The organism is Streptomyces sp. NPDC048514, assembly GCF_043199955.1.
Taxonomy (GTDB): domain Bacteria; phylum Actinomycetota; class Actinomycetes; order Streptomycetales; family Streptomycetaceae; genus Streptomyces.
In genome coordinates this window covers 1-14,697 of the sequence record NZ_JBICWT010000016.1, presented here as the reverse complement: position 1 = coordinate 14,697, position 14,697 = coordinate 1, and the positions used below count along the sequence as shown (strand labels likewise).

Sequence of the window (14,697 nt, the reverse complement as noted above, 5' to 3'; positions counted from 1 at the left end):
TTCCATGACGGAATCATGGGTCAATTCCGCCGAGCGGATCGGCGCTGACCTGCACCTGGAGCTGCCGGGGCCGGGCGGGCGGCGGGCGGCGCTGATCCGGGCGCTGCGAGAGGCCGTGCGCAGCGGGCGCCTGGCTCCGGGCACCCGGCTGCCGCCGTACCGCTCGCTGGCGGCCGACCTCGGCGTGGCCCGCAACACGGTCGCCGACGCCTACGCGGAACTCGTGGCGGAGGGCTGGCTGACCGCCCGGCAGGGCTCGGGAACGCGGGTCGCGGCGCGGGCCGAGCCGCTGCGACCGGCCGGACGGACGCCCGTGAAGGCGCCTCACCGCGCACGCGGGCCGCGGCACGACCTGCGCCAGGGCGCGCCGGACGCGTCGGCGTTTCCGCGTGCCGCCTGGGCCACCTCGTACCGGCGGGCGCTACAGGCGGCGCCGAGCGAGGCGTTCGGACCGGGCGACCCGGCCGGCCGCCGGGAGTTGCGGGAGGCGCTGACCGAATACCTGGCACGCGCGCGGGGGGTGCGCACCGAGCCGGACCGGATCGTGATCTGTTCGGGCTTCGCTCATGCGCTACGGCTGCTCTTCGGCCAGAGTCCGGGCGGTACCGGCAGTACGGGCGGTACCGGCGCTACCAGCGGTTCGCGCGCCACCGGCAGTGCCGGGGGTACCGCCCGCACCGGTGGAGTGCTGCGTGGTCCGCTGGGGGTGGAGGCGTACGGGCTGGGCTTCCACTGGGGACTGCTCGCGGCGGCCGGTGTCCGGACGGTGCCGCTGCCGCTGGACGAGCACGGCGCGCGGGTGACCGCGCTCGATCGGGAGCGGGCCGTACTCCTCACGCCGGCGCACCAGTTCCCCACCGGCGGTCCGTTGCATCCGGAGCGCCGAGCCGCGGTGATCGACTGGGCCCGTGCGCGGGGGGCGGTGGTGCTGGAGGACGACTACGACGGCGAGTTCCGCTACGACCGGCGGCCCGTCGGCGCGCTCCAAGGCCTCGATCCCGAGCGGGTGATCCACATCGGCTCGGTCAGCAAGAGCCTGTCACCGGCGCTGCGGTTGGGCTGGATGGTCCTGCCGGAGCGGTACGTGGGGTCCGTGCTCGCGGCGAAGGGCGAGCGGGAGGCATGGGTGAGCGTGCCGGACCAGCTCGCGCTCGCGGACTTCGTGGTCTCGGGGTCGTACGACAGCCATGTGCGGCGTATGCGGCAGCGGTACCGGCGGCGCCGTGACCGGCTCGTCGCCGCGCTCGCCGCGCACACCCCGCACATCGAGGCGACGGGGATCGCGGCCGGGCTGCATGCGGTGCTGCGGCTGCCGCCCGGCACCGAGCGGTCCACCGTGAAGGCCGCAGCGTGGCAGGGCATCGCGCTCGACGGCCTCGCCGCGTTCCGGCATCCGCAGTCGCCCATGACGGCGGGCGACGGGGTGGTGGTGGGGTACGCGGCCACCGCCGAACACGCCTACGAGGCCGCCCTGGAGGCGTTGTGCGGGGTGCTGCCACCGGAGTGACGGACGCGGTGGCGTGATCGGAGGCGGCCGGCGACTTCCCACCGCGCGGGATGCGAGCCGGCGGCTTCCCACCGCGCGGGGTGCGAGCCGGCGGCTTCCCACCGCGCGGGATGCGTGCCGGCGGCTCCCGACCGCTCCGGCTGCGAGCCGGCGGCTCCCATTGCGCGCGGGATACGGCTGGCCGGCACCGGTCCGTAGCCGGGCTCCGTCCGGTGCCCGACTCGTCCGGTGCCGGTCTCGGTGTTCGTCGGATCCTGTTCCGTCCTGCGGCACTTCGTGGGTGCCGGACGCGTCGATCGGGTCAAGTCGCAGTCAAGGTCAAGATGAGGAGGACAAACCAGCCATAGACAAATCCGCCGGCTCGGGTCGGCCGCGCCGTCGGCACGTTCAGGAGAGCAGGAAGTCGGCCTCCCCCGCCTTGGCGCCCTCGATGAACGCGGTCATCTCGTCCATGGTGTAGATCAGCGCAGGCCCGTCCGGGTCCGTCGACTGGCGCACCGCGATCCGGCCGTCGGCCAGCTTCATCGCCTCCAGGCAGTTCCCGCCGTTGCCGCCGCTCCAGGGCTTGTGCCACCCCTCGCTGCCCAAATCCCCCGCGGGCATGCCGTTGTAGACGCGGCCGCGCGGCTTGATGCGATCCATTCACAGCTCCTTGCGGAGATCCCGGAGGATCTCCTTCGTGCGTTGTGCCGTAGCGGCCTGCGCCGCCATGCGGTCCATGACCTCCAGGTGGGTCGCCACCTCGGTGCGCGCGTCCAGGTAGACGGCGCCGGTCAGGTACTCGCTGTAGACCATGTCCGGCAGTTCTGACATGGCGAATCGGAACAGCACGAAGGGCCCGTACGTCCCCGGGTGCGGCCCGTTGACGAACGGGGCGACCTGGAGCGTCACATGGGGCAGCTTCGTGGCCTCGAGCAACTTGTCGATCTGCGCGCGCATCACCTCCGGTCCGCCGACCGGGCGGCGCAGGGCGGTCTCGTCCATCACGGCCCAGAAGCGGGGGGCGTCGGGACGGGTGAGCAGGTCCTGGCGCTGCATGCGCAGCGCGACATGGCGCTCGATGTCCTCCGGGCTCGTCTGGCCGATGGCACCGGACCTGAGCACACCGCGCGCGTAGTCCTCGGTCTGGAGCAGTCCGGGAACGAAGTGCGGCTCGTAGGAGCGGATGAGTCCGGCCGCGCCCTCCAGACTGACGTACATCGAGAACCAGCCCGGCAGGATGTCGTGGAACCGCTGCCACCAGCCGGGCCGGTTGGCCTCCTCCGCCAGTTGGACGAAGACCTCGGCCTCGTCGTCCGGAACCCCGTAGGCCTTCAGCAGCAGTTGCAGGTACGGGATCTTGAGGGAGACCTCGGCCATCTCCATGCGGCGGACGGTGGCGGGCGCGACACGGAGGACACGGGCGGCCTCCTCGCGCTTGAGTCCGGCGCGTTCCCGCAGGTCCAGCAGGCGCCGGCCGAGGACCACCTGGCCCACGGTCGGCGCGGACCGCGGTTCACTCACGCTCCCACCTCCACCGGCTCACCAAAAGTTTCCTGACAGCCCTACGGCGCCATTCGAAGACACATTCGAAGACCGACCGGTCCTCGATGACCCCAATTGGCGCCGCGCGAGGTGCTGTTGCGAGCAGTCTGCCACGGCCTCCGGCAGAGTCACACAGCACTCTGCAATTTTCAGAGTGACACTTGCCAAGTGTTCACGGCGGGGAGATAGTGGCAAGCGTGATTCCGTCCGCGCCCTTAGGAACAGACGCCGCCGCAGACCGTTCCGGTCGCGGTGCCGCAACGGGAGCAGCTCCTCAAGGGGTTGCCGCCCAGCGCCGGTTCCGCTTCGAGCTGGCCGCACATCCGGGTTCCGTCGCCCAGGCGAGACGGCTTGCGCATGCCCGGTTGACCGGCTGGGCGGTGTGCGCGGACACCTGCGACAGCGCGGCCCTCGTCATGTCCGAGCTGGTCACCAACGCGATCGTGCACACCGCGAGCAGTCGCGTGGTGTGCGAGCTGCACGACCATGACGACATGGTGCGCATAGCCGTACGAGACGAGGGCTGTGCCCCCGGCGAACCTCACCCCTCCCCGCAGCGGCCCGACGAGGAGCACGGGAGGGGGTTGCTCCTCGTCGGGGCCTTGTGTCGCGCCTGGGGTGCGCAGGAACACGGCGCCGGGCTGCTGGTCTGGGCCGAGTTGGCCCGCCGCAGCGAGGTGGCCGAGGACACCGCCGAACCGCGCGACGACCTGGGGTGGGGGGCCCGCCCCAAGCCGGGTCGCCCGGACGAATCCGGCGACGACGACCCGGCCGAGGCCCGCCGCCGGCCGCCGGAGCAGCACCGGCACCGCGGCCCGGGCCAGCCGGCGCACCGGCCCCCGGAGCAGCGTGGTCACGGCAGTCACGGCAGTCACGCAAGCCTGGACCACCACCGGCACCGAACACCCGACCAGTCCCCGCAGGCGGCCCCGGATCCGCACCGGCGCCGCAGCGCGGAGCAGCCCCTGCTCGGCGCCCCGGCCCAGCCTCTGCGCCGGACCCCGGAGCAGCACCACATCGGGGAGCAGGCATGACGCGCATCAGCGGTTTCGACGGGCACGACCCTTACGACGCGCACGACGCGCACTACGCGCACGACGACGCATATGACAGGTACGACTGGTGCGACGGGCGCGGTGCGGCCGCCGAGTCCGGCTCCTTCCGGTGCGCGGGGACAGGCTCCGTCCGGTACGAGGCGACCGGTGCCGGACGTGGTGGCCCCGGTGGTCCGGAAGGGCCGATCGGTCTGGACACCCTGGTGCGGCTGCAGCGCCGGCGCCCCGCGCCGGACATGCCCCACCGGCTGCCGCTGCCGGACGGCATGACCGCGCCGCTCGGCTGCGACGCCGTCGCGGTACCCGACCGCCTCGGCCCCCTGATCGCACCGCGACTCCCCCGGCTGGGCTGCGTCTACGCGGACGGCACCCACTGGTGGTGGATCGTTCCGGCGGACTCGGACTACGCCCTGCCCTGGCCGTCTCCCGCCCAGTACGCGCCCGGCGCCCTGGTCACCGGTACCGCCCAGCTGATCCACCGGCCGGCCGGCACGGTCCCGTACACCCCGCCGATTCCGCTCTACCTGGCCCTGTGCCGGGCGACGGGGACCAGCCCCGACTGGTCGAGGGCCGTGTCGGCGTAACGATCGCCCCCGGCGGTCCACCCACCAGGGACCGCGCCCCCTCCGCGCCCCGTTTGCGTCCGCTCGCGCCCTGCCCAGGCGCTGTGCGCTCCGCGATAGTGGCCGTTCCGTCACGGTCCGGGAGGTCACGGTGAACAAGAGGCGGGGGGCGGCCGAGTCCGCGGTGTCGGAGTCGGAACGGCTGCTGTTCGGGGGGCCGCTGCGGTACGACACGGGCTGGAACAAGCACGCGGACGCCTTCATGCAACTGAACTTCCGGGCGATGTTGTCCCGGTTGCCCGGCATGCTGGTGTCGAGCCTGCGGCTGGCCCGGCAGGCCGATCGGCAGGCCGCGTGGATCGTACTGGCCGCCGAAGTGGGCCGGGGCGCCGCCCAGGCGGTGAGCCTGCTGGCCGTGAACAGCGCACTCGGCAAGCTGCTCACCGGCCCGGAGATCGCGCAGCGGCTGCACGCCGCCGTCCCCGCCCTGGTCGCCGTGGCCGTGGTGATGCTGGTGGCCGCCCTGCTGCGGGCCGCCTCCGTCTATGCCACCGGGCGGCTGGAACCCAAGGTGGAACGGGTGGCGACCGAGCTGTATCTGGAGCGCGCGGCGAACGTGGAACTGGCCGCGATCGAGGACCACGCCTTCCACAAACTGCTGGACACGGCGCAGTACGGCGCCCGTTCGGCCCGGCACATGATCGCCTACAGCGCCCGGGTCATCAACGCGATGATCTCGCTGATCGCGGCGGCGAGCGTGCTCACCGTGCTGCATCCGGCGCTGCTGCCGCTGCTGATGACCATGACCCTGCCCAGCGCCTGGAGCGCACTGACCAACGCCCGGCGCCATTACGAATCGTTCCACACGTGGGTGCAGCATGCCCGCGCCGGCCAGCTGATCAGCAACCTGCTCACCGAGCCGGGCGCCGCTCCGGAGATCAGGGTGCACGGAGTGGGCCCGTTCCTGCTGCGCCACTTCCGTTCGATGTCGGAGACGGCGGAGGCGGAGCAGGCCCGGCTGTCCCGGCTCGCCGCCCGGACCGGTCTGATAGCCGCGGCGTGGACGGGGCTCGCCACCCTCGCGACGTACGCCACGCTGGGCGCGCTGCTGCTGGCCGGCGCCATGGCCCTGTCCGTGGCCGGTACGGCGGTGCTGGCGATCCGTACCGGCGCGGCGAGCCTGGACACGCTGGTGCTGGAGATCAACCAGCTGCACGAGGAGGCCTTGTTCGTGGCCGATCTGCAGCGGATGTACGTGGAGGCGGCCGAGCGGGCCATTCCGACGGGTGGGGTGCCCCTTCCCGAGGACCCGAAGGAGATCCGGTTCGAGAACGTCTCGTTCAGCTACCCGGGTGATGCGGCCCGGCCCGCCCTGGACGACGTCACCCTCACGCTCCCGATGGGCCGGATCATCGCCCTCGTCGGCGAGAACGGCTCGGGGAAGACCACCCTGGTCAAGCTGCTCGCCGGCCTGTACACACCGGACCGGGGTCAGATCCTGTGGGACGGGGTCGACGCCGGACGGGCCGACCGCCGGCTGCTCGCCGAGCGCGTCGCGATGGTCGCGCAGGACTTCAAGAGGTGGCCGTTCACCGCCCGGGTGAACGTGGCCGTCGGCCGCTCCTCCGCGCCCATGACCGAGGAGCGGCTGAGCGCGTCGATCGCCGAGGCGGGCGCCGAGGACGTGGTCGCGGATCTGCCGCGCGGCCTGGACACGTTGCTGGCCCGCGTCTTCAGCGGCGGGCACGAGCTGTCCGGCGGCCAGTGGCAGCGGCTCGGCATCGCCCGCGCCGCGTACCGGCGCGGGCACATCCTGATCGTGGACGAGCCGACCGCGGCGCTGGACGCGCGGGCCGAGCTGGAGGTGTTCGAGAAGATCCGGGCGCTGGCCGGCAGCGGGCAGACGGTCGTCCTGATCACCCACCGGCTGGCGTCGGTCCGGCACGCCGATCTGGTGCACGTGCTGGAGCACGGGCGGCTGGTGGAGTCCGGCGCCCCGGAGGAGTTGCTGGCCAAGGGCGGCGTCTACGCGGAGCTGTACGCGCTCCAGGCTCAGCAGTTCACGGCGGACGTCCAGAGGATCCCGGCGCCGAAGCCGGCCTGACCGGCTCGACGGCGCCCACCGGCACCTCGCCCGGCGGCCGTTCCACGCGGCAGCGGCTCCGCACGGCGTCCAGAGGCGCGGGTTCGGCACCCTGCCCGGCGCGTCGGCTCGGTCCTCCGCCCGGCGGCTCGGTGCCGTGCCCGGCGCGTCGGCTCGGTGCCGTGCCCGGCACCTCGGCTCGGTGCGCTACTCGGCGGCGTCGGCTCGGTGCGCTACTCGGCGGCGTCGGCTCCGCGCACGATCACCAGGAACGTGTCCGTCGCGAGGTCCATGACGACCTCCGCGGGCAGGCCTTCCAGCCGCCGCGCGTGCGCGAACTCCTCCGCGGGCCAGGATCCCCGCGGGCCACCGGCGGAAAAGCGTTCGAGCACTGTTCGCCCGTTCACCATCTCGCACCTCCAGAAAGCGTTGCTCTTGTAAGGAGTCAACGCTCTGGAGAAGGGAAAGGCTCGCTCGGTGACGGTACTGAGACATTGTCGACACCCGTCCGGCGCGGACCGTGAGGATCCGTTCACTTGGTGACACGAACCTCATCTTCCGAATCAGGATGCGTAACCTTCCGCACTGTTATTCATACTCGTCGTGAAGGCGCAGATGGTCGCTGCCCACGGGGCTGCGGCCCAGCGCGGTGAGGTCGAGAAGCCCGGCGAGGGTACCGAGTCCGTCCAGCCCGTCGTCGTACACCGAATAGGTGTGGAAGACGCGGTCGCGATCGCGCAGGAAACAGCTGACGCCCGGCCGTTCGACCGTTTTCCCGCCGGATTCCACGGTGGCCTCGAAGTCGGCGTTGAAGTCGCTGTGCGCCGAGGAATACCAGGGCATGGCCCAGCCCATCCGCGCCTTGAACGGCAGAATGCGGGTGAACGGCGCCCGGGAGACGGCCGCGAACGAGGTGTTGCGGGCGCGCAGATGGGCGAGGTGGCCGACCTGGTCCAGGAAGGCCGCGCAACAGGGGCAGCCGGCCTCCCACTCCGGGGCGAACATGAAGTGGTGGACGACGAGTTGGGCCCGCTCCTCGAAGAGGTCCAGGAGCGTGGCCTTGCCGTCGCCGCCCTCGAAGACGTACTCCGGGTCGACCTCGACCATGGGCAGCCCGCGCCGCTCGGCACCCAGTACCTGGTGGGCCCGCCTGACCGCCTCCTCCTTGCGCAGTAACTCCTCGCGCGCCGCGCGCCATTGCTCGCGCGAGACGATCTCCGGTAGCGACATGGGCCCTCCTGTCCGACGGTCGGTTCACGGTGGTGACCGCCGTCGGATACGGAACTCATCGCTGCGCGCGGAGATTTTTTTCCGACACTTTCCCCGGGGGGCGGTTCCTCCGGCACTTTCCGGCCGCGGGGGTGCCGTCGCAGACGTACCCGGTCCGGTTAACGTGTCGTACTCCTGGACGCGCCGCCCGTGGTCCCGCTTTCGCGGTGCGGGAGGTGCGGCGGAGGGTGTTCTACGCCGCCACCGGCACCGGAACCCGTACGCCCCGCATCTCCAGCTCCCCCAGCGCCTCCCGCAGCCGGCGGACGTGCCGGGGGGTGAGCCGCCCGGTGTCGTCGAGGTGCACGGCGCAGGCGGTGGTGGTGTCCAGGAGCCGTTCCAGGACGTCCGCGACGGCGTCCGTGCCCTCGGTGTGCCGGGCGAGGGCGGGGAGTTCGGCGGCGGCGAGGGCGATGGTGGTACGGGCCTCGGCAAGAGCCCGGTACGCCTCCCGCCGGAGCACCCACCGCTCGGCGCGATCACCGGACTCGCCGAGGACGTGCAGCAGGTAGGCGCGCGCGGCCGCCTCGGCCACGGACAGCCGGGCCCGCACGCCGCCACCGCGCTGCCCCGGCATCGGCAGATGCCCGACGACGAGGACGAGCGCGCAGGCCAGCAGCGTCTCGCCGATCCGGCTGGCGGAGGCCTGCGGCTCCCCGCCGGTCATCAGCAGGGCGAGCACGAGGATCGTGACCACGGCGGTCAGCGCGGCGAAGTGCCGGGTGGCGAGCGGAATGGCCGCCCCGCACAGCGCCACCAGCACGATCAGCCCCGCCGGCTGGGGCAGCAGCGCGGCAAGGCCCGCGAAGACCAGCGCGCCCAGCACGGTTCCGGCCGCCCGGCACAGCACGCGGGAGGCCAGCGGCCCGAGGTCGGGCTTGACCAGGAAGACGGCGGTGGCGGGCAGCCAGTACCAATGGGCGTGGTGCCCGTACCACCGCGTGTGGTGCAGGGCCTGGGCGATGGCCGCACTGCCGCCGAAGCAGAGGGCGACCCGCAGCCCGTACTCGCGTCCGCCGACACCGAACGCGGCGCGCCCGGCGTCGCGCAGACTCCGGCGGCGGACCGGCGGTCGATGGCGCGCGTCCTCGCCGCGGTCGAAGGCCTCGGCCGCGCGCAGCAGGGCGTCGTCGAGGGCGCGCAGCGCGGACGCGGACCGCTGCGGGGCGGGGAGCGGTCCGGGGCCCGTGTTGCCGCGGACGGCGCAGGCGAGCCGCCGGGGCCCTTCAGCCGCGCGCGCCGCGAGGGGCTCCCCCGCCCAGTGCAGGGCGGTGGCGGCCTCGGCCAGGGGCAGCGCGGCGGCGTACTGGGCACGCAGCCGGCGCTCGGCGGCGGAGCCTGCGTACCGGCGCAGCCGCGGACCGGCGAGGGCGTCCTGCGCGTGGTCGAGGGCGGCGGTCAGCGCGGCCCTCCGGTCCGGGGCCCGCGTACCGCCCACGGCGTCGAGGAGTGCGGCGATCGCTTCGTACACGCCGGCGACCGCCTCCCGCTCGCCGTCGAAGCGGAAGTCCCCGGTGAGCGAACCCGGCGTGGGCAGGGCCAGCCGAAGCAGGATCAGCCAGCCGGCGCCGGCGAGGAAGGCCAGGGCCCGCTGCCAGCCGCTCTCGGCCGCCGGCATACCGGCTCCCAGGGCAGCGGCGACGAGAAGCTGCGTGCCCGCGGCGGAGGCGACGGGGCCGACCGCGCTGACGCCTCCGGCGACCAGTCCGAGCGCCGTGAGCGCCAGGGTCAGCGGTACGGCTGCCATCTCCTGCCCGGCGTACGTGCCCACCAGCAGCCCCAGGGCCCCGGCCAGTGCGGGGACCCCGAGCCGCTTGACGGAGGCACGTCGGCTGCCGGGCCGGTCGTTGATCCCGGCGAGCATCGCGGCGACCGCGGCGAGCACCCCGACGGGGGTCCGGCCGGCGAGCTCACCGGCGAGCAGCAGCGGTCCGGCGGCGAGCGCGCCCCGGGTCATCGCGCTCCAGGGAACGGGACCGCGCTGGGCGCGGAGGGCGTGGGCGAGCCAGGGGGGTACGGCGGGCCGGGACACGGGGCTCCAGTTCATACGAGGGCAGGGTGCGCCTTCGGACGACGGTGGCCGGGCGGAGTCCCCACGGGGCACGGGTGGTGCGGTGGGGTCTGCCGCCCAGCGTAGGGCGCGTTCCCCGGACAGACGGGAGAATCACGTTTCGGGGAGGTGAAAGGTGCCCCGGCGGATGGCTGCGCAGGAACGCAGTGCCGCCCGCTGTCTCCCGACGGGCTTCACCGGCCTCGGTGCTCCGGGCCTCGGTGCTCCGGGCCTCGGTGCTCCGGGCCTCGGTGCTCCGGGCCTCGGTGCTCCCAACCTCGGTGCTCCGAACCTCTTGCTTCGGGCGTCTTGCCTCCGGCCTCTTGCTTCCGGCCTCCTTGCCAAGGCCGCCGTCTCGGAGTCGTCTTCTCGTGGGCACCTTCTCGGAGCCGCCCTCCCAAGGCCGCCGTGGCTTCATCGGCGCACTGCCGCGGCCACGATCTCCTCGGCCTCGCTCACCGCGGCCACGAGGCACTCGGGTGTGGCTCGCAGTGCACCCAGCACGCCGTCGATCCTGCGCAGCCCGGCCCGCTCGATCAGCCGCTTCTCGTTCGTCACCCACTCCCCGCGTGCCGCGAGTACGGCGTGTGCGGCCTGGGTGGTGGCCGTGGCGAGGGCTCCGGCGGTCTCCGTGAGGCGACCGTGGGCGGCGTGGTTGGCCTTCGCGTAGGCGAGCGTGGCCTGGGCGGTGCCGTGCCAGTGCCGTGCGGCGGTGACGCGCAGCTTCGCCGGGTACTCCGCCGGGCGGGGCAGGGTGCCCCGGAGGACCTGGTTGGCGGCCAGTTCGGCCACGATCAGGTAGGTGGGGATACCGGCGAGGTGGAACAGCAGCGGCTCCACCCGGAACCGCCCCTCCACCGCCTCCGCCAGCTCGTGCTCGACCCCGTCCAGGTCCCGGTAGTGGACATCGACCCTGCGTCCGTCGATGGTCAGCCAGGCCCCGCCGTTGAAGACGCCGCCGCCCCAGCCGCCGATCTCGGAGACCTCGCCCTGCCAGCCGGCGGCCCGCAGATCGTCCGGATCGAAGGGGCCTCTGTAGTAGACGGCCAGATCCCAGTCGCTGTCGGGCCGGTGGGTGCCCTGAGCCCTGGAACCGCCGAGGGCCACCGCTTCGACGGTGGGCAGCGCGGCGAGCAGGTCGGCGGTGGTGGAGAGAAAGACGGGGTCGGGGAGGTCGGGCATGTATCGGTCCTCCTGTCGGGGTGCGAGGAGGGAGCGTAGGGGGTGGGCCGGGCGGGGGGCGACTTGATTCTGACCGGCGGGGAGCATGGAGTGGGCGTGCGATCGCGGAGCATGGAGTGGGCGTGCGGGGGGGGAAGCGTGGAGGGGTGCCGGCGACGGGCCCGCCGGTCGGACAGGCGAGGGGGCCGACGGTGGCACGGGCTTCGAGGCCGGCGGTCGGACAGGTGATGGGGGGCCCGCCGGTCGGAAAAGGGGGTGCGCGTGGCCGAACGGCCCCTGGATGATCGGGAAGTTGAGGCCCTGTTCCCCGAACCGACCCAGGAGTCGCCATGATCCGACGTGTGACCACCGCACCCGGGCCCCTTCCGCCGCCCACCCGCTCGCACGCCTCCCAGCTTCTCCACGTCTCCTGCCCCGGCCACATCGGGCAGTTGGTGGAGACCACGGCGACGGCCGTGGTGCCGGAGAAGGACGACGACCGGTGACGGACGCGGTCATACTCCGCCGGGCCGTCGCGGCCGACGCCCGTGCCGCCGCCGACGTCTGGCTGCGCTCGTTCGCCGCCGCGCTGCCCACGGTCGTCCGGCCGCACACCGACGACGAGGTGCGGGAGTACTTCCGGGACGTCGTGGTGCCCGTGCGGGAGACCTGGGTCGCGGAGGCGTCCGGGTCCGGGATCGTCGGCCTGATGGTCCTCGACGGCGAAACGCTGTCACAGCTGTACCTGGCTCCCGATTGGCGAGGGCGTGGCCTCGGGGACCGGCTCGTCGCGCTGGCCAAGGAGCGCAGCCCTGGCGGGCTGGCCCTGTGGACCTTCCAGGTCAACAAGCCCGCCCACCGCTTCTACGAGCGGCACGGCTTCGCCGCCGTGGAGTTCACCGACGGCGGCGGCAACGAGGAGCGGGAGCCCGACGTGCGCTACGTCTGGCACCCCTGACGGCACCGGCGGCAACGGCCTCGTGGGGACGGAACGGGACGGGACGGGTTCGGTCAGGTGCGGCTCGGTCAGCTGCGATCCGGTCGAGGTGCGGGGGGGGGGTGCGGTGCGGCCTACGGCAGGCCTGCCTGGTCCGCCGCCGTGCGCAGTACCTCGCGCAGCATCTCGGTGGTGAGCCGGCCGGTGAAGGTGTTGCGCTGACTGACGTGAAAGCAGCCGAAGACGTCCAGACCACCCGAGGCACCCGAGCCGTCCGAGGCACCCGCGGCACCCAAGCCGTCCGAGGCACCCGCGGCACCCGAACCGTCCGAGGCACCCGCGGCACCCGAGGCACCCAGGGCCGCAGAGCCGTCGGTGGCCTCCAGGGTGATCCGAGCACCGTGGGCGAAGGCCGGGCGGGGGCGGGGCACGGTCCAGCCCGCCCCGTCGAACGCGGGCAGCGCGGCCTGCCAGCCGAAGGCACCCAGGACCACGGCGGCTCGCAGCGTCGGACGCAGCAGCTTCAGCTCCTGGAGCAGCCAGGGGCGGCAGGTGTCGCGCTCGCCGGGCGTCGGCTTGTTGGCGGGCGGGGCGCAGTGCACGGGCGCGGTGACCCGGACGCCGTACAGCTCCAGGCCGTCGTCGATACTCACGGAAGTGGGCTGCGAGGCGAGCCCCACGTCGTACAGCGCCTGATACAGCACGTCGCCGGACCGGTCTCCGGTGAACATCCGGCCCGTGCGGTTGCCGCCGTGCGCGGCGGGAGCCAGCCCGACGATCACCAGCCGGGCGTCGGCCGGGCCGAAGCCGGGCACCGGCCGCCCCCAGTACGTCCAGTCGGCGAACGCGGCCCGCTTCGTCCGGGCCACCTCCTCACGCCATTCGACCAGCCGAGGACAGGCCCGGCAGCCCGCTACACGCCGGTCGAGCCGGGCGAGGGCGCTGCTGTCGTCCATACCGCCACCGTATGCCCCGGCGCGCGGGAGCCGATGCGGTTCTGTGCCCGACCGGCCGACGCGGGGGACGAAGTGAAGGGAGCGGGGGGCGAGGGGCGGGGCGGCCAGGGGTGAGGAGGGGCCGGGACGACCGTGGTCGGGAGGGCTCGGGACGACCGTTGTGGGGGAGTGATCGGGACCGCCGTGATGGAAGCGGGAGGCCCCGGAGGCGCGGGTGTGGGGAGGGACGGGGTGCTGGTGCGGCGTCGGAGAATTTCGTCCCGGTCTCGCGTCCCCGGGAGTTAGGGTCGGAGCATGGTTTCCGAGGATGCGGACGAGAACCTGGACCGTGGGACCGGCGGGCCGGACGAGACGAACCCCGGCCCGGGTGCCGAGGGCACCGACGACTCAGTCGCCCGACCGCTCGATCCCGGCATCGCCGCTGCCCTGGCCGCCGCCGAGGCCGCGGGCCCGGCCAACGGCGAAACGGTCCGCATCGACAGCTGGATCTGGGCCGTCCGCCTGATCAAGACACGTTCCCTGGGCGCCGCCGCCTGCCGCGGTGGGCATGTGCACGTGAACGGCGAGCGGGTGAAGCCCGCGTACTCCGTGCGCATCGGCGACGAGGTGCGCCTGCGGAACGAGGGCCGCGAACGGATCGTGATCGTCAAGCGCCTGATCCGCAAGCGGGTCGGAGCCCCCGTCGCCGCCCAGTGCTACATCGACAACTCCCCTCCGCCACCGCCCCGCGAGGCCGTCGGACCCGCCGGTGTCCGCGACCGCGGCGCCGGCCGCCCCACCAAGCGAGACCGCCGCGAAATCGAACGCCTCCGCAGTCTCGGTGGCCCGGTCGGCACCGGGCGGTTCGGCTTCGCCGGGCTCGGCGGTCCGGGAGGGCTCGTCGGGTCGAGTGGGCTCGGTGCCCGAGGGGTGCCGGACGGCGCAGGCAAACCCGGTGGAGCAGGCAAGTCGAGTGGCGCGGGCAAATCGAGTGGCGCGGGCACGGCGGGTGGGTCCGATGGGCGGGGTGGCTCCCGTGGGTCCGGTGGGGCCGGCAGCTCCTCGGGATCCGGCGGGAGGGGAAGCACCCGCGGGGCAGGCGGGACGAGTGCCTCACGTGGGTCCGGCGGAACACATGGCTCGCGAGGCTCCGGGGGACGATCCCGGAGCCGGTGATACGGGGGCCGGTGTTCCCGAGGCCGGTGATCCCAAGACCGGTGATCCCGAGACCGGTGATCCCGAGACCGGTGATCCCGAGACCGGTGATCCCAAGACCGGTGATCCCGAGACCGGTGATCCCGAGACCGGTGATCCCGAGACCGGTGATCCCGAGGCCGGTGATCCCAGGCCCACCCCGGCGCCCGGCAAGTCCGCCGCCCCACATCCCTGACCGCCGCCCCACATCCCGAGATCGCCGTCGACGCTCCGGGCCCTTTTCCCTGGCGCCCCGCTCCGGCCGCTCGACTCCCGGCCGGCCGACGATGGCGCTGGTCGGCCAGCTGCCTGCTCGTCCCTCGGACTCACCGTCGCCGGGGGGGGGGGCCCCCCCCCCCCCCCCCCGGCCCCCGGCCCCCCCCCGCCGGGGGGCCCCCCCCCCCCCCCGCGCCACAAAA

Annotated in this window: 13 protein-coding genes and 2 pseudogenes; 8 read left to right on the top strand and 7 right to left on the bottom strand. The window is 73.6% G+C overall.

Going from position 1 to position 14,697, the window contains the following annotated elements; all coding sequences use genetic code 11:
- Window positions 1-4: 4 nt before the first annotated feature.
- A complete protein-coding gene (locus ACGFT2_RS30985) occupies window positions 5-1,507 on the top strand; it encodes a PLP-dependent aminotransferase family protein (protein WP_393284680.1) in 1,503 nt (500 codons plus the stop codon).
- Window positions 1,508-1,894: 387 nt separating this feature from the next.
- Here the strand turns inward: ACGFT2_RS30985 and ACGFT2_RS30980 are convergent, their stop codons facing one another.
- The gene (locus ACGFT2_RS30980) at window positions 1,895-2,149 is read right to left on the bottom strand and encodes a DUF397 domain-containing protein (protein WP_393284679.1); all 255 of its coding nucleotides are present in this window, start codon (window positions 2,147-2,149) and stop codon (window positions 1,895-1,897) included.
- Window positions 2,150-3,010, bottom strand: coding sequence for a helix-turn-helix transcriptional regulator (locus ACGFT2_RS30975; protein ID WP_393284676.1), 861 nt, complete (start codon window positions 3,008-3,010; stop codon window positions 2,150-2,152).
- A gap of 209 nt (window positions 3,011-3,219) precedes the next feature.
- Here ACGFT2_RS30975 and ACGFT2_RS30970 point away from each other — a divergent pair.
- The 3 genes and pseudogenes from ACGFT2_RS30970 to ACGFT2_RS30960 form a co-directional block, all read left to right on the top strand.
- Window positions 3,220-3,843 (top strand): annotated as a pseudogene (locus ACGFT2_RS30970) (ATP-binding protein); the annotation flags it as partial.
- A gap of 428 nt (window positions 3,844-4,271) precedes the next feature.
- Window positions 4,272-4,670 carry a hypothetical protein gene (locus ACGFT2_RS30965; RefSeq protein WP_393285143.1) on the top strand — a complete coding sequence of 133 codons (399 nt, stop codon included), beginning with the start codon at window positions 4,272-4,274 and terminating at the stop codon, window positions 4,668-4,670.
- A gap of 130 nt (window positions 4,671-4,800) precedes the next feature.
- On the top strand, window positions 4,801-6,753 hold the full coding sequence (locus ACGFT2_RS30960; protein WP_393284673.1) for an ABC transporter ATP-binding protein: 1,953 nt from the start codon (window positions 4,801-4,803) through the stop codon (window positions 6,751-6,753).
- A 212-nt stretch (window positions 6,754-6,965) separates the two neighbouring features.
- On the opposite strand, the gene ACGFT2_RS30955 is transcribed toward ACGFT2_RS30960, so the two are convergent.
- The 4 genes from ACGFT2_RS30955 to ACGFT2_RS30940 all read right to left on the bottom strand — a co-directional run bounded on the left by ACGFT2_RS30955 (window position 6,966) and on the right by ACGFT2_RS30940 (window position 11,233).
- Window positions 6,966-7,142 (bottom strand): hypothetical protein, encoded by a 177-nt coding sequence (locus ACGFT2_RS30955; RefSeq protein WP_393284670.1) that lies wholly within the window; start codon window positions 7,140-7,142, stop codon window positions 6,966-6,968.
- A gap of 178 nt (window positions 7,143-7,320) precedes the next feature.
- Window positions 7,321-7,962 (bottom strand): DUF899 domain-containing protein, encoded by a 642-nt coding sequence (locus tag ACGFT2_RS30950; protein WP_393284668.1) that lies wholly within the window; start codon window positions 7,960-7,962, stop codon window positions 7,321-7,323.
- A gap of 232 nt (window positions 7,963-8,194) precedes the next feature.
- Window positions 8,195-10,048, bottom strand: a complete 1,854-nt coding sequence (locus tag ACGFT2_RS30945; protein ID WP_393284665.1) for an FUSC family protein — start codon at window positions 10,046-10,048, stop codon at window positions 8,195-8,197.
- 417 nt (window positions 10,049-10,465) lie between these two features.
- The gene (locus ACGFT2_RS30940) at window positions 10,466-11,233 is read right to left on the bottom strand and encodes a nucleotidyltransferase family protein (protein ID WP_393284662.1); all 768 of its coding nucleotides are present in this window, start codon (window positions 11,231-11,233) and stop codon (window positions 10,466-10,468) included.
- Between the two features lie 329 nt (window positions 11,234-11,562).
- Here ACGFT2_RS30940 and ACGFT2_RS30935 point away from each other — a divergent pair, with 329 nt between their 5' ends.
- Together ACGFT2_RS30935 and ACGFT2_RS30930 are read left to right on the top strand one after the other, a co-directional pair.
- Entirely contained in the window at window positions 11,563-11,718 is a 156-nt protein-coding gene (locus tag ACGFT2_RS30935; protein ID WP_393284660.1) for a hypothetical protein, read from the top strand.
- Window positions 11,715-12,170 (top strand): GNAT family N-acetyltransferase, encoded by a 456-nt coding sequence (locus ACGFT2_RS30930; RefSeq protein WP_393284659.1) that lies wholly within the window; start codon window positions 11,715-11,717, stop codon window positions 12,168-12,170. The genes ACGFT2_RS30935 and ACGFT2_RS30930 overlap by 4 nt, the downstream gene beginning before the upstream one ends.
- Window positions 12,171-12,283: 113 nt before the next feature.
- On the opposite strand, the gene ACGFT2_RS30925 is transcribed toward ACGFT2_RS30930, so the two are convergent.
- On the bottom strand, window positions 12,284-13,105 hold the full coding sequence (locus ACGFT2_RS30925; RefSeq protein ID WP_393284656.1) for a uracil-DNA glycosylase: 822 nt from the start codon (window positions 13,103-13,105) through the stop codon (window positions 12,284-12,286).
- Between the two features lie 294 nt (window positions 13,106-13,399).
- Here ACGFT2_RS30925 and ACGFT2_RS30920 point away from each other — a divergent pair.
- Together ACGFT2_RS30920 and ACGFT2_RS30915 are read left to right on the top strand one after the other, a co-directional pair.
- Window positions 13,400-14,134, top strand: a pseudogene (locus ACGFT2_RS30920) (RNA-binding S4 domain-containing protein); the annotation flags it as partial.
- A gap of 85 nt (window positions 14,135-14,219) precedes the next feature.
- Window positions 14,220-14,474 carry a hypothetical protein gene (locus ACGFT2_RS30915; protein WP_393285163.1) on the top strand — a complete coding sequence of 85 codons (255 nt, stop codon included), beginning with the start codon at window positions 14,220-14,222 and terminating at the stop codon, window positions 14,472-14,474.
- The last annotated feature ends 223 nt before the right edge of the window (window positions 14,475-14,697 follow it).